Origin of the sequence: Pseudarthrobacter polychromogenes (genome assembly GCF_014644495.1) — a bacterium.
GTDB classification, from domain to species: Bacteria; Actinomycetota; Actinomycetes; order Actinomycetales; family Micrococcaceae; genus Arthrobacter; species Arthrobacter polychromogenes.
This window is the reverse complement of record NZ_BMKU01000008.1, coordinates 209,493-225,980: the sequence shown is the minus strand read 5'-3', so window position 1 is coordinate 225,980 and position 16,488 is coordinate 209,493. Positions and strand designations below refer to the sequence as shown.

General features: G+C 68.4%; 15 protein-coding genes. 3 read left to right on the top strand and 12 right to left on the bottom strand.

The annotated features are described in order from the left end of the window. Positions 1-72: 72 nt before the first annotated feature. The 4 genes from IEX43_RS14140 to IEX43_RS14125 all read right to left on the bottom strand — a co-directional run bounded on the left by IEX43_RS14140 (position 73) and on the right by IEX43_RS14125 (position 6,833). Positions 73-1,434 carry an MFS transporter gene (locus tag IEX43_RS14140; RefSeq protein WP_238340505.1) on the bottom strand — a complete coding sequence of 454 codons (1,362 nt, stop codon included), beginning with the start codon at positions 1,432-1,434 and terminating at the stop codon, positions 73-75. Positions 1,435-1,618: 184 nt separating this feature from the next. Further along, positions 1,619-4,687 carry an AAA family ATPase gene (locus tag IEX43_RS14135; RefSeq protein ID WP_188811922.1) on the bottom strand — a complete coding sequence of 1,023 codons (3,069 nt, stop codon included), beginning with the start codon at positions 4,685-4,687 and terminating at the stop codon, positions 1,619-1,621. After that, positions 4,684-5,868, bottom strand: coding sequence for a metallophosphoesterase family protein (locus IEX43_RS14130; RefSeq protein ID WP_188811920.1), 1,185 nt, complete (start codon positions 5,866-5,868; stop codon positions 4,684-4,686). The genes IEX43_RS14135 and IEX43_RS14130 overlap by 4 nt, the downstream gene beginning before the upstream one ends. Before the next feature lie 53 nt (positions 5,869-5,921). Continuing rightward, complete coding sequence (locus tag IEX43_RS14125; protein WP_188811918.1) at positions 5,922-6,833, bottom strand: aquaporin; 912 nt, start codon at positions 6,831-6,833, stop codon at positions 5,922-5,924. A gap of 159 nt (positions 6,834-6,992) precedes the next feature. Here IEX43_RS14125 and IEX43_RS14120 point away from each other — a divergent pair, with 159 nt between their 5' ends. Next, positions 6,993-8,102 carry an ADP-ribosylglycohydrolase family protein gene (locus IEX43_RS14120; RefSeq protein ID WP_188811916.1) on the top strand — a complete coding sequence of 370 codons (1,110 nt, stop codon included), beginning with the start codon at positions 6,993-6,995 and terminating at the stop codon, positions 8,100-8,102. On the opposite strand, the gene IEX43_RS14115 is transcribed toward IEX43_RS14120, so the two are convergent. Beyond that, positions 8,083-8,562 (bottom strand): DUF4395 domain-containing protein, encoded by a 480-nt coding sequence (locus IEX43_RS14115; protein WP_188811915.1) that lies wholly within the window; start codon positions 8,560-8,562, stop codon positions 8,083-8,085. The genes IEX43_RS14120 and IEX43_RS14115 overlap by 20 nt on opposite strands. Positions 8,563-8,638: 76 nt before the next feature. After that, entirely contained in the window at positions 8,639-9,649 is a 1,011-nt protein-coding gene (locus IEX43_RS14110; protein ID WP_188811913.1) for a 3'-5' exonuclease, read from the bottom strand. A gap of 82 nt (positions 9,650-9,731) precedes the next feature. On the opposite strand from IEX43_RS14110, the gene IEX43_RS14105 reads away from it, so the two are divergent. After that, on the top strand, positions 9,732-10,508 hold the full coding sequence (locus IEX43_RS14105; protein ID WP_188811940.1) for a DedA family protein: 777 nt from the start codon (positions 9,732-9,734) through the stop codon (positions 10,506-10,508). Positions 10,509-10,598: 90 nt separating this feature from the next. Here the strand turns inward: IEX43_RS14105 and rdgB are convergent, their stop codons facing one another. From rdgB to clpS, 6 genes are all read right to left on the bottom strand, one after another. Beyond that, positions 10,599-11,258, bottom strand: coding sequence for an RdgB/HAM1 family non-canonical purine NTP pyrophosphatase (gene rdgB / locus IEX43_RS14100; RefSeq protein WP_188811911.1), 660 nt, complete (start codon positions 11,256-11,258; stop codon positions 10,599-10,601). Next, a complete protein-coding gene (gene rph / locus IEX43_RS14095) occupies positions 11,255-12,013 on the bottom strand; it encodes a ribonuclease PH (RefSeq protein WP_192043807.1) in 759 nt (252 codons plus the stop codon). Before rph ends, rdgB begins: the two co-directional genes overlap by 4 nt. 70 nt (positions 12,014-12,083) lie before the next feature. Next, on the bottom strand, positions 12,084-12,881 hold the full coding sequence (locus tag IEX43_RS14090; RefSeq protein ID WP_188811909.1) for an MBL fold metallo-hydrolase: 798 nt from the start codon (positions 12,879-12,881) through the stop codon (positions 12,084-12,086). Then, the gene (murI, locus tag IEX43_RS14085; protein ID WP_188811907.1) at positions 12,878-13,876 is read right to left on the bottom strand and encodes a glutamate racemase; all 999 of its coding nucleotides are present in this window, start codon (positions 13,874-13,876) and stop codon (positions 12,878-12,880) included. Before murI ends, IEX43_RS14090 begins: the two co-directional genes overlap by 4 nt. Positions 13,877-13,999: 123 nt before the next feature. After that, positions 14,000-14,566: a DUF2017 domain-containing protein gene (locus IEX43_RS14080; RefSeq protein WP_188811905.1), complete on the bottom strand. Its 567-nt coding sequence runs from the start codon at positions 14,564-14,566 to the stop codon at positions 14,000-14,002. Continuing rightward, positions 14,559-14,939, bottom strand: coding sequence for an ATP-dependent Clp protease adapter ClpS (gene clpS, locus IEX43_RS14075; RefSeq protein ID WP_188811903.1), 381 nt, complete (start codon positions 14,937-14,939; stop codon positions 14,559-14,561). Before clpS ends, IEX43_RS14080 begins: the two co-directional genes overlap by 8 nt. Before the next feature lie 214 nt (positions 14,940-15,153). Between clpS and IEX43_RS14070 the strand changes: the two genes are divergently transcribed. Beyond that, positions 15,154-16,482, top strand: a complete 1,329-nt coding sequence (locus tag IEX43_RS14070) for a nicotinate phosphoribosyltransferase (protein WP_188811901.1) — start codon at positions 15,154-15,156, stop codon at positions 16,480-16,482. The last annotated feature ends 6 nt before the right edge of the window (positions 16,483-16,488 follow it).

Genomic DNA, 16,488 nt, shown 5'->3' with positions numbered 1-16,488 from the left:
GGTCCTCACCTTTGGCTCAACGACTCCAGCGAGTCATCACATTCACCGAACCAACGTCCCTGGGCAGTACACCTAGGGCTTCCGACGAAGAACGACGGCGGCTCCCGCTCCCAGCAGCGCCAGCCCCGAAGCTGCGCAGACGGGGACAAGGAAGGCCGCCGCGTAGCCGTGGGTTTCGGCAAGGTGGCCGCCCAGGGAAGACCCCATCGCCGTGCCCGCCACGATGCCGCTGGCCAGCGCCGTCATCACGGTCCCAAGGCGGCCCGCAGGAGCCACAGTCCCGCCAACAGCGAAAACCGTGACCATGACCGGGCCCACCGGGAGGCCCAGGATCAGCAGCGCCGCCACCATCGCGGGCATTGAAGACGGCAGGAGCAGCAACAGGGACAGCGCAGCCATCAGCGCGGCGCACAGTACCCAGCGCCGGGCCAGGCCGAAGCTCTGCGGCCAGTACGCAACGGACAGTGCAGCCACCGCCGAGCTCAGCCCCATGACGGCATACAGCAGGCCGGCTGCCTCAGAGCCTGCAAACCCTGCCGAGAAAGAACTCAGGGCGGTCTGGGTGGAACCGAAGAACGTCCCCATGCACACCATGGCGAACACGGGCAGGGCTACCGCCGCCGGGAGCCTTGCGGCCCCTGGCTGTTGACCGGCCGGCACCTGCCCACCCCTGGCGGGCCTGCTGGGCGGAACTGCCCGGTGCGTCCGGTGTACTGCGAAGGCGGGAACGAGGGTGATGGTCAGTGCAACCGCCACTGCGAGCGGCAGCCAGGGCGCCAGCAGGCTGGCCAGGATTCCCACCAGGGCGGGGCCCAGGACAAAGGTCACCTCATCTGCGGTGCTTTCGTAGGAAAGGGCGGTGTCCAGGTCCCGTGTTTGGTCCGTGGCCGAGCCGTGGGCGGCCAGGGCCATCCATCGGACCCTGGCGAGCGGGCCCACCTGGGGGCAGCTGGCACCGGAGACGAAGGAGGCGGCGAGGACCGCTGCGGGGACACCCGGGGATTCCGCCGTTGCCCACACGGCCAGGATCAGGGCCACCACGGCAATGCTGTTCAGGAGCGCGGCGATCAGGAGCACGGGGCGTTGTCCCCTGCGGTCGGCAAGTGCTCCCAGAACCGGCGCGCCCACGGCTGAACCGATCCCCACGGCCCCTGCCGCCATCCCGCCCAGCGCGTAGGAGCCACTGGCTGACGTGACCAGGGTCAGCGTCCCCACCGTCAGCATGGCCAACGGCAGCCGTGCAAACAGGCCCAGGGGGATAAAGGCGCGGCCGGCAAGAAGGGGAAGCCTCGCGAAGCGTCCGCGGGAGGCTGCAGGGGTTTCTCCCGGGGCAGGTGGAGGAGCGGCGGCTGAGGCCGGCGCCGGAGGCGATGGCAGCTCTCCGGCGGCGGGGCCGGGTACGTGCGTGTTGGCGGGTGAAACGGGTGAGTTCAATTCCGGGCTCGTTCATGTCGTGCGCATCGTCCCTCCTCCCGATGCGCGCAACCCGGTAACAAGGCAATTATACCGGCGCTTACGTATCTGGCCCGCAGCGCAGCCCGCCGGTTGGTGTGGCCGTACGGTCACACTGGCGCCTCGCCGTCAGGTCACAGCGCAGATTGGCTAGAGGACCGCACGGTCACACTGGCACGTCCGCGCCGTCCGATATCCGGAGGGTGGAGCCGTTCCGGCCCTTGAGCACTTGGAGCTGGGCGCCGATCCGCTGCTTCATCTCTGCGACATGGCTGACCAGTCCCACCACGCGGCCGCCGTCCCGCAGCCCTTCCAGGGCGTCCATCACCTGTTCAAGGGACTGCTCGTCCAGGCTTCCGAATCCCTCATCGACAAACAGGGTTTCAATTTCCACTCCGCCTGCCTCCTGCTGGACAACGTCCGCCAGGCCAAGTGCCAGCGACAGGGAAGCCATGAACGACTCCCCGCCGGACAGGGTGGAGGTGTCCCGGCGGAACCCGGTCCACTGGTCCACCACTTCAAGTCCAAGCCCCGATTTTGCTCCGCGCGCGGCCTTGGCGTCGGTGTGCTGGAGCAGGTAGCGGCCATCGCTCATGGCCACCAGCCGTTCGGAGGCGGCCACGGCAACCTGCTCCAGGCGGGCGGCCAGGACATAGCTGTTCAGGCTCATCCGGTAGTTGTTCTCGCCCCGCCCGGCCGCCGCATCGGCCAGCCCGGCCAGCATCTGAGCCCGCTCTGCCGGCTGTCGTGCTGAGCCTGCCAGGTCTTCGTATTCAGCACGGATGCCGCGCAGCGAGGCAAGGCACCGGGCGGCCATGCCGGCAGCCAGGTCAGCATCCCGGGCATCCTGGAGAGCCTCTGCCGCAGTTTCACGCAGGGCGTCGAGCCGTACCTGGTCCAGCTCGTAGCCCGCGGACTTCTCCTCCAGTGCCAGCAGGACATCGTCGGACGCGAACAGCTCCGCCACTCTCGCTTCCTCGTCCTGGGCTGCCCGCACCCGGGCCTCGAGCGCAGCCGCCTCATCGACGTCGAGCAGCTGCTCCCGTGCCTCGCCAGCGGATGTAAAACCGGCCGCAGGCAGTGCCAGTTCCAGTTGGTCCAGAGCCTCCGCTGCCTGGGCCTCCATCCTGTCGAGGTGCGCCTGCGCCTCGACCGCCTTGTTGAGCACAGTCACGGCGGTCTCCAGGGCACGCAGCCGCTGGGCCAGGCTGCGGTGGGTGCCCCTTAGCCCTGCCAGCGCCTGGTCCAGAGCCGAGGATTGTTCGGACACGTCGGCCAGTGACGCTGCGGTCCGCGCCAGCTCGCCTTCGGTACCTGTGCGGGATTCCAGGGCGGCCGCCGCAGCGGTCTCGAGTTTGCCGAGCCGCAGCCTGACTGCTTCCAGTTCCTTCACTGCCCCATCGGCGTCGGCCGCTGCCCGGCGCGCACCCTCCGCCGCACTGAGGGCCTCATCCTCCGCGGTGTCCCCGCCCTGCCCGGCGAGGACCGCCACCAGCTGGCTGGCCTCCCCCAGCTCGCGGGCCACCAGGGCAAAGGCGGCTTCCGCTGCTTCGTGGACCAGCCGGGCTTCTTCCTCTTCCTGTGCAAGTTCCGGGCCACCGGAGCTCCCCCCGGCCGGAGCGGGATGGTCCAGGCTGCCGCAAACGGGGCATTGTTCCCCGTGGACCAGCTTTGCAGCCAGCTCGGCAGCGGCATTGGCCAGCCGCTGCTCCCTCAGGTCCAGCCAGCGGCGTTTCGCCTCCAGCTGCCGGTCACGGCATTCGTCATGGCGGACCTTCACCAGGTCCCGGGTGGCAACGGCGGAGCCGTAGCGCCTGACCACGTCCAGCAGTTCCTCCGCTGCTGCAGCTTCCTTCCGGCGCAGTGCCGCGGTGGCCGCATGCTGTTCCAGGTCCTGCAGCCCGTCCTGGAGAAGGCTCCGCTCGTCCGCCAGTTCCTTGGCGCGCTTGCCTGCCTGTTCCAGGGCCGCGGCAAGCTCCTCCCGCTTTCTCAGCAGGCTGCTGTGGCGCTTCCGAAGGGCCAGCAGCCGGTCTTCGTCCGGCAGCCTGGCCTCGACAACGGCCAGGAGGGAACGCAGCCGGCCCAACTCGGTTGCAGCTCCGGCGACAGGCCTTGCGGCATCGGCTGCGGGGCGCGGCGCTAAATGGAGTTCCAACTCCGCCAGTTCGGGGTCCTCTCCCGCAGCCAGGCTGAGCAGGGTAAAGGCTGACTCCACGGCGGTAGCGGCGCTCCGGGCTTTGGCGGCACTGGCATCAACGTTCAGCAGCTGCCCCTGCAGGACCTCGGCCTTCCGGTGCCGGGCCAGCCGAAGGAGGTGATCGCCAAGCAGCTGCGCCCCCTGCTCCACCGCCAGTTTCCGGGCTGCGGCGGAGTCGAGCTTCCGGCGCCGGTCGGCGCGCAGTGTTTCGACGCCAACGGCGTTCCTGCATTCGGTGCTTGCGGCCTCGGCCCGCCCTGCCTGCGCCGTCAGCTCCTCAAGGCGGGCGGCCACCGCTTCCTCCAGCCAGCCGAGCCGCGCCTCGGTGTTCTCCGGGGAGGGAGCGCTGGAGCTGTCTAGGCTGAGGCGCGCAGCCTCGGCCTCCGCGCGGGCTGCCAGGAGTTCGAGCCGGCCCGCAAGGTGGGACACCTCATCCTTTGCCGCCTGCGCCTGGCGCGAGAGTTCCTGCTCCACGGATTCGAACCGCTCGGTACCGAACAGCTTTTGCAGGAGTTCCAGCCTGTCCGTGGCCTTGGAACGCAGGAACGCGGCAAAATCTCCCTGTGGCAGCATCACCACCCGGGTGAACTGCTCCCGGTCCATGCCCAGCAGCGCCAGAATCTCAGCGCCGGCCTCGTCATTGCGGGCCGACTTGTCCGTCCAGGTCCCCCCTGTCCGTTCACGCAGCAGGGTCTTGGCCTGCTGGGTGGTAAAGCCGTTCTTCCCCCGGGCGCTCGGTTTGTCCCAGGCCGGGGACCGTGTCACTTCAAAGCGGCGTCCCTTGGCCGAGAACTCGCAGGTCACGGCGGGTTCCTGCGCCGGCTCCGCATGGTCGCTGCGGAGCCGCTTACCGTCCTGGCGGGCTCCCGGAACGGAACCGTAGAGGGCAAAGCAGATGGCATCCAGGACACTGGTTTTCCCGGCACCTGTGGGGCCGTTGAGCAGGAAGAGGCCGTGTGCGCTGAGCCGGTCGAAATCGATCTCCTCGGTGCCGGCGAAAGGGCCGAACCCCGAAATCTGCAGGCGGTGGATCCTCATCGTGAAGCCTCCAGGAGGCGGACGTTCTCCAGCGCGGCTGCGAGCGCCGCTTTTTCGGCGTCATCGGGGACCCTGCCCCGCACGTGTTCCAGGAAGCCGCAGCATACCGAGAGGTCGTCGGGTGCCTCGGCGAGCCTGCTGCTGTAGCTGGAAGCGGCCGCCGGGGTTCCACCCTCGGGATCGAAGCCGAGGACCAGCGTGTCCGGGAACCGGGAACGGAGCCGCTCCATAGCCCGGGCTGGACGCTGGGCGTCTGTCAGCGTGACCTGGCAGTAGGCTGCTTCGGCCCACTGGTGCTCGGGCAGCTCAAGCAGCTCTTCCAGCGGACCGCGCAGCACGGCCAGCGTCCGGGGCGCTTCCCACAGGACTTCCTGCACGGAGCTGACCCCCTCCGAGCCCACGTCCACGAGCCAGCCGCCCTTCCGGTGCGTGGCTTCGGAAAAGGAATACGCCAACGGCGAGCCCGAGTACCGGACCTGCGCCGAGAGGGCCTGGCGGCCGTGCAGGTGGCCCAGCGCGGTGTAGCTGAAGCCGTCGAAGAGGTCCAGCGGTACGGCTCCGACGCCGCCGATGCTGAGGTCGCGTTCGCTGTCCGAGCTGATCCCTCCGCTGGCGAACGTGTGCGCCAGGACCACGGAGTGGACCGCAGCGGAGGCTGAACGCCGTTCGATATCCTCCCGGATCAGCGCTGTGGCCGCCCGGGTGACCTCGAAGTGGCTGGCAGTGTCCACCCCGAGCTGTTCCGCGACAAGACGGGGCTCGAGCCACGGTATGCCGTAGATGGCCAGCACAGCTTCAGCAGGGTGGCCGTCAGGGGCATCGTCCAGGGGCAGCAACAGCGGCTGGTCCAGGCTCTCGATCCTGGTCCGGAGGTGGACTCCCCCGCGTTCCAGGAGGCGGGAGGCGAAACCCAGGCGGATGGCGGAATCATGGTTGCCGCTGGTCAGCACGACCTGTGCGCCCGCGGCTGTCAGGCGGACCAAGGCATCATCCAGCAGGCGCACTACGTCGACGCCGGGAAGGGCACGGTCATAGACGTCCCCGGCCACGAGGACGACGTCGACGCCGTGCTCAGTAACCGTGCGGACCAACTGGTCAACGAAATCCCGTTGGGCATCGAGCATGCCAACGCCGTGGAAGGACCGCCCCAGATGCCAGTCCGATGTATGTAGTAGCCGCATGTTCCTAAGCTATCGGCTGCCACTGACAGCAGGCGCAACCGCCGCGTTCACCGTCAGCCCCGCTTGCCGTCAAAGAATTCCTGGGCTTCGGTGGATGCGGGTTCGGCCGTTTCGGCGGACTCCCCTGCCTCATTGGCTTCTTCTCCGGTCCCGGCCTGCACGACGGCACCGACACCAGCACCAGCACCAGCACCAGCACCAGCACCAGCACCGATGCTCCGGAAGACCAGCCCGGCGATTGCAGCCCCCAACAGCGGGGCGGCCAGGAATACCCAGAGCTGCCCCACGGCCCAGCCCGAGCTGAACACCGCGGACGCAACAGCGCGGGCAGGGTTGAACGGCAGGTTCCCTACTGACTGGCCCAGCTGCAGCAGCACTGCAAAGGTCAGGCCCACGGCCACGGGGGCTGCAGATCGGCTGCCCCCGTCCCGGGTGTCCCTGCCGGACGTGCCCACAAAGACCGCGACGACAATAGCGGCTCCGAGCATTTCAAGGAGCAGCACTGCCGCCAGCGGCGCCTGGATGATGGAGTGTTCGCCGAAGCCGGCGGTCACGGTGTCAAAAGCGGTGCGGCTGTCCGCGATGCCCGGCAGGGTGCGCAGGATCCCGTAAAGCGCGAGGGCTCCTGCGAGTCCCCCCGCCAACTGGGCGCCCACATAGGCGGCGGCAGCTCCGGCCCTGATCCGGCCTGCCACAAGGCGCCCCAACGTGATGGCGGGGTTGAAGTGGCCGCCCGAAACGTGCGCGAACGCCAGCATCGCGGCGGTCACGGCCAGGCCCGCGGCAAGTGCAGCAGGAAGGGGGCTGGAATCCGGGATGGTGAACAGGGGCACGCCGAGGCCGGCCACCACGATGAACAAGGTGCCGAACGCCTCGGCCCCCAGCCTGGGCAGGAACCCCGGCCGGGCGACCTCCGGGCCGCTGGGCATCAGGACGTCGTGGGGGGCGGGTGCGGGGGAACTCATGGCGGGACCCTTTGGTAGGTAGAAGAAGGCGGTGCTGCCGCCGGGCAACCCTTCCATTATTCCAGCCGACGCTGGACGTTTGCTGGTGCAGCGCCTTTTGCGCAATGCGGGGAGTGGGCGGCGTGCCGGCGCCGCCGGAGGCCGCGGTAAATTTACAGCATGAGCATTGAACCCGGCCCGTCCGTGCCCGCACTGAAATCCCGCATCCATGGCTGCCTGCTGGGCGGCGCGCTGGGCGATTCCCTGGGCTACGCCGTCGGCACGGGGTCGGTTGAGGAGATCCGGAGACGCTCCGTCGGGCGCGGCATCACCGGATCCGGCCCCATGCCCGGCACGTTCTCCGACGAAACCCAGCTGACCCTCTACACGGTGGACGGGCTGGTTGAGGCCCTGGAATGGGCGAATTCGGGTGTCGGCGCGGATGTGAACGCCTGCCTGTGGCTCGCCTACCTCCGGTGGCTGGGCACCCAGGGGGAAGCCGCTCCGGCGTCGGCCCCCACACCGCAGCCCCGGTGGATTGACGGGCACGCTGCGCTCCGCCAGCGGCGGAACCCCAGCGCAACCTGCATTTCCGGGCTGGCAACGGGTGAAATGGGCACCTCGGTCCGCCCCGTGAACCCCGAATCGAAGGACTGGGGAACCGTGGTGCGGTCAGCACCGTTCGGGCTGATCCCGCACATTACGCCCGACGCCGTCTACAAGCTGAGTGCCGACGCCGCCTCCCTGACGCACGGCCACCCCGCGGCGCGCCAGGCTTCCGGAATCTTCAGCCTGCTGGTTCACCGGCTGGTTTCGGGTGAAGCCCTGCCGGAGGCTGCCTCCGCCGTGACCGCCCACGCCCACACCCTGGGCGGTGTGGCTCACGAACTGCCGGAACGCCTGGAAGCCGCGCTCTCACTCGCCGCCAGGGGCGTAACCACGAAGGAGGAACTCATCGAGGCACTCGGTGACGGCCGGACCGCCGAGGACGCCCTCGCCGTCGCGCTGTACGCCGTGCTCGCAACTGTCCCCGGCACGGGGACGGACGACGACGGCACGGACGACGACGGCACGGACACCCTGCCCGTCCGTCACTTCCGGGAGGCGGTGTCCCTGGCGGTGAACCACGGCGGGCAAAGCGACGCCACCGGTTCACTGGCCGGGAACATCCTGGGTGCCTACTACGGCGAGGAGTGCCTGCCCGCAGACTGGCTGGAGTCGCTGGAGGCGCCTGAGGCAATCCGCGGCATGGCCGGTTTGCTGGTGGGCGTCACGACCGCCGAAGGCTGATGTTGTTGCACGCCTCGCAGACGTCCTCCGGGATCAGTCCGCGGCGCTGCAGGAACCCGAAAACCACGCAGCCCAGGCAGAACCCGGCAAAGGCTTCAAGCGACGCCGCCACGATCAGGACGCCCAGCACCGCCCACGCCGCGGGCGCCGCTCCGGCCACGAACAGGGCAAGGGCTGCTGTGGAGACGGCCGCCCCCATGCCCTGAGCGAAGCGCTTGGGCGGTCCGGGCACCAGTTTCACCCGTCCCAGCCGCGGCGTGATGACCTTGACGGACACCAGTGCCAGCGGCGAAATCCTCGGTCCGAAGAGCACGCGCAGCCAGAACCCGGCGGCGATGGCCAGCAGGCCCCACCCGGAGCCAAGGGCAAGCGTGACAACCGCGAGCGCCACCACCAGTCCGGCGGTGACGCGGGCAGCGTACTCGTTGACCGGATTCGGGAAGGCGAACAGAGAGCTCATGTGCCAAGGCTAGAAGCGCAGGGCACCGGGGCAAAGGTTTGTTGCGCCCTGTGAAGACGCGATCGGACCGGAGGCCTCAGGCGATGGCTGCCGCCGCGAAGTCGCCCACCATCTGCAGGAACTCGCCTTCGGACAGCACTTCGATGGACTGCCCACGCCCGTGGAGCTCCAGCACGCGCCGGGCTTTGCCGGTCAGCCGGCCGGAGCGGAGGTCGGAGGCGACAAAGCCGTCCCCCACCACCAGGACGGTGGTGCGCCCGGTCACCCGGCTCTCCGGGCGGGCGCCGACGTCGGCAGAGCGCCTTTTGGCTTCCGGGCGCCCAATGGACAGCTCCCCGGTGAAGACGACGGTTTGGCCGTACAGGGGGTGGCCCGGCTCGGCGTCGGGGTTGGGGAGCGGGTTGGCTCCCTCCTCCGGCCAGCCCGCCTGGAAGGGCCTGAGCGGCGCAGCGGTGCCGCCGGCGGCAGCGGCAAGGGCCGCGATACTGGACTTGGACAGTCCGTCCGTTGCCGGGTCGAAGGCGTGCTGGCGCGGCATCACCAGCCCCAGCGACAGGTAGAGTTCGGCGATGCTGTTGGCCTGGTTCCGCCGGGCTATGTCGATCAGGATTCCCGCGCACGCCCGGGCATCCTCGGCGGCGTCGTGGTGCTTCACCAACGGCACGCCGGCTTCCTCGGCGGCGAACGGCAGGGAGTTGGAGACCAGCGAATAGCACCGCCGGGAAAGCATCACGGTGCACACATAGTCGTAGGCGGGCCCCGGCAGGCCGGAGACTTCCAGACCCGACCGGATCACGCCCAGGTCGAAGGCGGCATTGTGCGCCGCGAGGATGTCATCGCCAATGAAGGCGCCGATTTCGGGGAAGAGTTCCCCGAAGCGGGGGTGCCCGGCCACGTCGTCAGCCCGGATGCCGTGGATCCGGACGTTGTGGTAGTCGAAGTGGTCGTGGTTCGGCGGGGGCCGCATCAGCCAAGAAGCTTCGTCCACGATCTGCCCGCCCCGTACCTTGGTCAGGCCAACCGCACAGGGAGAGCCCCGGAAGCCGTTCGCAGTTTCAAAGTCGATCGCCGTAAAGTCCAAACCCACGGCCCAACCTTACCGCCGGAATGCTGCCCCTCCATGCAGGCACAGCTCTGTCAAGTACCCTTGAGGGGTGAACTTTCCTGTGATGAATGACCTCGCCGTGTCCATGCTGGGCGGGGCAGGACCGGTGCAGCCCCAGCTGGCCTCCTTCCTGCCCGACTGGCTGAACCCCCAGGTCTTCCTGGCCGATCCCGCCCTGGCGCCGTGGGTGGTGCTGCTGGTCTGCGGCATCGTCTTCGCGGAGACCGGCCTGCTGGTGGGCTTCTTCCTGCCTGGTGATTCCATGCTGTTCACAGCCGGCCTCCTGGTGGCCACGGACACCATCAAGTTCAACGTGTGGGTCTTCGCGCTGCTGATCATGATTTCGGCCATCGTGGGCAACCAGACCGGCTACCTCATCGGGTCGAAGGCCGGGCCCGCCATCTTCAACAAACCCAACTCGCGCCTGTTCAAGCGGGAAAACGTGGAGAACGCGCACGCCTTCTTCGAAAAGCACGGCGGCAAGGCACTGATCCTGGCGCGCTTCGTCCCCATCATCAGGACTTTCGTCCCCGTCATCGTGGGCGTCGCCCAGATGAACAAAAAGAAGTTCTTCCTCTTCAACGTCATCGGCGCAGTGCTGTGGGGCGGCGGCGTGACGCTCCTGGGGTACCTGCTGGGCGACCGTATCCCCTGGGTCCGTGACAACCTGGACATCATCTTCATCGCGATCGTCCTGGTGTCTGTCCTGCCCATCGGCGTGGAGGTCCTCCGCGGCCTGTCCGCCAAGCGCCAGGCGAAGGCCTACGGCACCGACCCCGTGGAGGAATTCATCGAGGAGCACGCCCCCGAGGACGAGCAGAAGACCCCGCGCCTCCCGTAAAGTGCCCGTAAACCATCAAAGGTGTGCTCCCCGCCGCGGCGGGGAGCACACCTTTTTGGTTCACCGGCGGTTGTTAAGCCTCCGCGTCCGTCAGGCCTCTGCCCGGCGCAGCGCCTCGACGATGGCCGGCAGCAGCGCCCGGAAGGCCTTGCCGCGGTGGCTGATGGCGTTCTTTTCCTCTGCGGACAGCTCGGCGCAGCTGCGGTCCTCCCCCGCGGGCTGCAGCACGGGATCGTAACCGAAGCCCCCGCTGCCCCGCGGCTCGCGGAGCAGCACGCCCTCCAGCTGTCCGTATTCCACCACCTCGTGGCCGGGCCTGCCATCCGTGTCCGGCACTGCCAGCGCCGCTGCGCAGACGAAGGCCGCACCCCGGTGAATGTCCGGCACGTCGGAGAGCTGGCTGAGCAGGAGCCGCAGGTTGGCGGCGTCGTCGCCATGGGTTCCGGCCCACCGGGCCGAAAAGATCCCCGGCGCTCCGCCCATCACGTCCACCGCAAGGCCGGAGTCGTCGGCAATGGCAGCCAGGCCGGTGGCCTCCGCAACGGCGCGCGCCTTCAGCAACGAATTTTCGGCAAAGGTCACGCCGGTTTCGACGACGTCAGGGGCACCTGCCGCTGCCGCGTCCACCACCTGGGTGTCGACGTCGAGCCCCGGGACCTGTCCCCGCAACAGCTCGCGGAGCTCCCGGAGCTTGCCCTTGTTGTGGGTTGCCAGGACCAGGCGGGGAGCTGGGCCGCCGGCCGGGTTCACAGCGTGTCCGCCAGGGTCTCCCGCTGGATGGCGGCGAGCTGCGTGGTGCCCAGCAGCGCCAGGTCCAGGAGCTGGTCCAGCTCGGCCCGGTCAAAGGGTGCGCCCTCGGCCGTTCCCTGCACTTCCACGAACTTTCCCGAGCCGGTGACCACAACGTTCATGTCGGTTTCGGCCCGGACGTCCTCGACATACGGCAGGTCCAGCATGGGCACGCCGTCGATGATGCCCACGGACACGGCGGCAATGGTGTCGATCAGGGGCTGGGCATTCTTTGCGATCAGCTTGTTGTCGCGGGCGAAGCGGATGGCGTCTGCGAGCGCGACATAGGCGCCGGTGATGGCTGCCGTGCGCGTGCCGCCGTCCGCCTGGAGGACGTCGCAGTCCAGCACGATGGTGTTTTCGCCCAGGGCTTTGGTGTCGATGATCGAGCGCAGCGAACGCCCGATGAGCCGCGAGATTTCGTGGGTGCGGCCGCCGATCTTGCCTTTGACGGATTCGCGGTCGGAGCGGGTGTTGGTGGCCCGGGGCAGCATGGCGTACTCGGCGGTGACCCAGCCGCGGCCTTCCCCCTTGAGCCAGCGCGGTACGCCTGCGGTCAGGGATGCGGTGCACAGGACCCGGGTGTTGCCGAACTCGATCAGGGCGGATCCCTCGGCCTGGGTGGACCATCCGCGGGTGATGCTGATGGGCCGGAGCTGGTCGGGGGCGCGGCCGTCGGCGCGCACGATGGGTACTGCAGCTGCTTCAGAAGTCATGCCTTTAGCTTATCGACTGCACGCCCGGCCGATGCCCGGAGCCGGAGCGAAGGCCGGGCAGACCGAAGGGCTAGATGGTGTAGTGCACTCCGGCGACCGCCACCGCAACGTCGCCGCCGAACACCGGTCGGGCCTCGGCCATGACCGTGGTCTGGGATGTCCACACGGGAATGTGCGTAAGCAGGAGCCGGCGCGCCCCCGCCGCCGCAGCGGCCTCCCCGGCACGCTTTCCGGTCAGGTGGACGTCCTTGATGCCGTCGTCGCGGCCTTCCTCGAAGGCTGCCTCGCACAGGAACAGGTCGGCGTCCTTGGCTGCTTCCTCAAGCCCGGCACAGGAGTCGGTATCACCGGAATACGTTAGGACGCGGGACACCGGCGCGCCGTCCTTGTCCGGCTCCACCACTTCCACCCGCAGGGCGTAGGCCTCCTCCACGGGGTGGTTCACGGCGAAGGGTGTCACGGTGAACGGCCCCACGGTCACGGCTTCGCGTTCCGCCCAGTTGGTGAAGTCGAATTCCTCGTGCATCCCGGGGTCCAGCTCCAGGCCGTACGCCGTGGCCATCCGGTCTGCCGTGGCCGCAGGTCCCCAGACGGGGATCCGGCCGCGCCCCCAGCCGCCGGGTTTCCACCGGACAGCCACGTGCAGGCCGCACAGGTCCATGCAGTGGTCGGGGTGCAGGTGGGTGAGGAAGATCGCGTCGATGTCCTCCAGGTCGGTGTACCGCTGGATGGCACCCAGCGCACCACTGCCCAGGTCCATGACCACTTTCCAGGTCCGCTCGCCGTCGTTCGCGGTCAGGAGGTAGCACGACGCCGGTGACCCGGGGCCGGGAAAGGAACCCGTACAGCCTACGATGGTGAGCTTCACTGGCCGCTGCCCCCGGTCGCTGACGTGCCCACGAAGTTGGAGATCCGCGGCCGCGCCGCTGCGCTCTGGGCGGCGGCGATCATTTCCGGGGTGATCCTGGCCAGGCTTCCGGTGGGGTACTGGGCGGACACATGGTCCACGTGCCGGACGGAGAGGACCTCCGGCCCCAGGAACCGCCGGGCCAGCGCCTCGAACTGGCCGGCATCGCCGGTGGCCACGAAGTGGTGCTCCGGCGGGTTTGAGTCCGTGCGCTGCAGGTTGTGGGTGGCCAGGGCACGGTAGACGTCCTTGGCGGTTTCCTCGGCGCTCGACACCAGGGTCACGTCCGCCCCCATGACATAAGAGATGACGCCGGTGAGCAGCGGGTAGTGCGTGCAGCCCAGGACCACCGTGTCCACGCCCGCGGCCTTGAGCGGGGCGAGGTATTCCTCGGCGACGGCCAGCAGGGCCGGTCCGGTGGTGATCCCTGCTTCGACGTAGCTGACGAATTCCGGGCACGCCACGGAGGTGATCGCCAGGTCCGGCGCCGCGGCGAACGTGTCCTCGTAGGCGCGGGAGCCGATTGTGGCGGAAGTGCCGATCACGCCCACCCGTCCGCTGCGGGTTGCTGCCACTGCCCGCCGCACCGCCGGCTGGATGACTTCGATAACGGGGATGCCGTACTTGGCCGTGTACCGCTCGCGGGCGTCCCGCAGGACAGCGGCCGACGCCGAGTTGCACGCGATGGTGAGCAGCTTGACACCGGAGTCCACCAGTTCGTCCATCACGCCCAGGGCGTTGGCCCGCACCTCCGCGATGGGCAGGGGGCCGTACGGTCCGTGCGCCGTGTCCCCCACATAGAGGATGGACTCGTTGGGAAGCTGGTCGATGATGGAGCGGGCCACCGTCAGGCCGCCAACACCGGAGTCGAAAACGCCAATGGGCCGCGACTCCAGGGCGGCGGCGGGCAGATCGCTGGCGTCGGACCCCGCGGCGGCGCCGGCTGACGGATCCATGCTTGAGGCTCTACTCATGATTATTCGAGGATAGGTCTTCCCCGCGGCTCCAGTCATGAACCTGTGGCCGGGAGCTCATGTCTGGTGTGTCACAGCGCAGGGACGGGGAGCTGTCCGCGCCGCTCATCGGCGGGAGTCCATGGACTGCAGCATGGCCTGGACGAGCGACTCCTGGAGCCACGTGGCGAAGTTGTAGACCAGGGCCAGGTAGCTCTCCACGTCCTCGGCCTGGGACCAGTCCTGCATCAGGTGGACGTGCTCGGCGTCCTCCTCGTCCTGGATGTCCAGCCGTTCGGCGAGGACCAGCCGGACATCGTTGAGCGCCATGGACCAGTGCCGTGCGCCATCGGGCGTCAGGACGATCTCGTCCTTGTCCAGGTCCAGGGCCGCGGCCCGCAGGGCGCCGATCTTTGTTTCCCGCAGCGAGCGTTCGGTGAGCTGGCGGAACTCCAGGGAGGCGCCGGCGTCGTCCTTCATGACATTGGGAAGGAGGCGCTTGACGGCCCGGTCGCTAGGCTCTGCCACGTCCATGTCCAGACCGATCAGGGCAGCCAGGGGATCTTGGCCGTCGCGATCCTCCGGCTGGAGCATGGAGATGACGTCATGGATCAGGCTGCGCAGCAGGTCGCGTTCCGCAGGCTCAAGGTAGCCGGTGATGCCTTTGAGTCCGTACTTGAATGCTTTAGCCACGTTTCCCCTTGCCCTGGCCTCCGCCGGAGTTGCCGGAGTTGCCGTTGTTCCCGCCGCTGGCTTTTTCCACGGTGGCCCACAGCCCAAACCCGTGCATGGCCACGGCATGGCGTTCCACCTGCTCCTTGCTGCCCGAGGCAACAATGGAGCGGCCCTTCTTGTGGACCTCCATCATGAGCTTGTTCGCCTTGCTCTCGGAGTAGCCGAAATAGCTTTGGAAAACATAGCTGACGTAGCTCATGAGGTTGACGGGATCGTTCCAGATCACCAGGTTCCAGGGGATGTCCGGCGCGGTCAGGGAATCTGTGGATTCCGCTGTTCCGGTCCGGGTGCCCTCCTGTGTATCAGGGCCGAGCGCAACGCTTAAGGTCATCTGTCCATTCTATGGGGATGCCGGGCCCACGCCGGCGAGGGGCCCGCGGCGAAGCGAAGCGAGACGTGGGAGCCGGCGGGTGGGCCCACGCCGGCGAGGGGCCCGCGGCGAAGCGAAGCGAGACGTGGGAGCCGGCGGGTGGGCCCACGCCGGCGAGGGGCCCGCGGCGAAGCGAAGCGAGACGTGGGAGCCGGTGGGGACTAGAGTGACTTTCGTGAGTACCTCCGCTGGCTGGGAGCATCCCCGCACGTCCTTTTACACCGACCACTACGAGCTGACGATGCTGCAGGCATCGCTGCATTCCGGGGCGGCGCACCGCAAGTCGGTGTTCGAGGCTTTTGCCCGGCGGCTGCCGGATGGCCGGCGCTACGGCATCGTGGCCGGCACGGGACGGCTGCTGGAGGGCATCGCCAACTTCCGCTTCGGGGACGCCGAGCTCGAGTTCCTGAAGCGCACCAACGTGGTCAATGCGCAGACGCTGGAGTACCTCGCGTCGTACCGGTTTTCCGGTGACATCTGGGGCTACCCCGAAGGTGAGGCGTACTTCCCGAACTCCCCCATCCTGATCGTCGAGGCCACGTTCGCGGAGGCCTGCATGCTGGAGACCTACCTTCTGTCCGTGTTGAACCATGACAGCGCCATTGCCTCGGCGGCTTCCCGGATGGTCACCGCGGCCGGCGGCCGGCCCTGCATTGAGATGGGATCCCGGCGCACCCATGAGGAAGCGGCCACCGCTTCTGCCCGGGCAGCGATCATCGCCGGCTTCGACAGCACCTCCAACCTCGAGGCCGGAATCCGCTACGGGATCAAGACGGTGGGCACCGCCGCCCACTCCTTCACCCTCCTGCACGACACCGAACGGGACGCGTTCGAGGCCCAGATTGCCTCGCTCGGGGACCACACGTCCCTGCTGGTGGACACGTACGACGTCGAAGCGGCCGTCCGCACGGCCGTAGACCTTGCGGGTCCACGCCTGGGAGCGGTCCGGCTGGACTCGGGCGACCTTGTGGCCCAGGCGCAGTGGGTGCGCAGGCTCCTTGACGATCTTGGCAACGAAAACACCAAGATCGTGGTCACTTCCGACCTCGATGAGTACGCCATCGCCGCCCTGCAGTCCGCCCCCGTGGATTCCTACGGCGTGGGCACGTCCCTGGTCACCGGCTCGGGTGCTCCTACGGCCAGCATGGTGTACAAGCTGGTCAGCCGCACGGACGACGACGGAACGTTCGTCTCGGTGGCCAAAGCGGCCAAGAACAAGGCCAGCGTGGGCGGCCGCAAGTACGCCCTGCGAAAGCTGAACGAGCGCGGCATTGCCACTGCGGAAGTGGTGGGCGTCGGCCGTCGGCCGGAGGATGACGGCAATGACCGTCCCCTCCTGCAGCAGTTCATGAAGAACGGGGAGCTGCTGCCGGGCTGGACCGGCCACGAGGGCGTGCTCCGGGCCCGCCGGCGCCATGCGGATTCCATGGCGGAGCTGCCGCCGGTGGTCAACCGCCTGCAGCGCGGGGAAGCCGCCATCCCTACTCTCTATGAAGAAAACTGAGGAGAA

Excerpts from the sequence above, each read along its gene's own strand:
- IEX43_RS14135 (WP_188811922.1), bottom strand. The coding sequence starts at position 4,687 with ATGAGGATCCACCGCCTGCAGATTTCGGGGTTCGGCCCTTTCGCCGGC.
- IEX43_RS14130 (WP_188811920.1), bottom strand. The coding sequence starts at position 5,868 with ATGCGGCTACTACATACATCGGACTGGCATCTGGGGCGGTCCTTCCAC.
- IEX43_RS14125 (WP_188811918.1), bottom strand. The coding sequence starts at position 6,833 with ATGAGTTCCCCCGCACCCGCCCCCCACGACGTCCTGATGCCCAGCGGC.
- IEX43_RS14120 (WP_188811916.1), top strand. The coding sequence starts at position 6,993 with ATGAGCATTGAACCCGGCCCGTCCGTGCCCGCACTGAAATCCCGCATC.
- IEX43_RS14115 (WP_188811915.1), bottom strand. The coding sequence starts at position 8,562 with ATGAGCTCTCTGTTCGCCTTCCCGAATCCGGTCAACGAGTACGCTGCC.
- IEX43_RS14105 (WP_188811940.1), top strand. The coding sequence starts at position 9,732 with ATGAATGACCTCGCCGTGTCCATGCTGGGCGGGGCAGGACCGGTGCAG.
- rph (WP_192043807.1), bottom strand. The coding sequence starts at position 12,013 with ATGACTTCTGAAGCAGCTGCAGTACCCATCGTGCGCGCCGACGGCCGC.
- murI (WP_188811907.1), bottom strand. The coding sequence starts at position 13,876 with ATGGATCCGTCAGCCGGCGCCGCCGCGGGGTCCGACGCCAGCGATCTG.
- clpS (WP_188811903.1), bottom strand. The coding sequence starts at position 14,939 with ATGACCTTAAGCGTTGCGCTCGGCCCTGATACACAGGAGGGCACCCGG.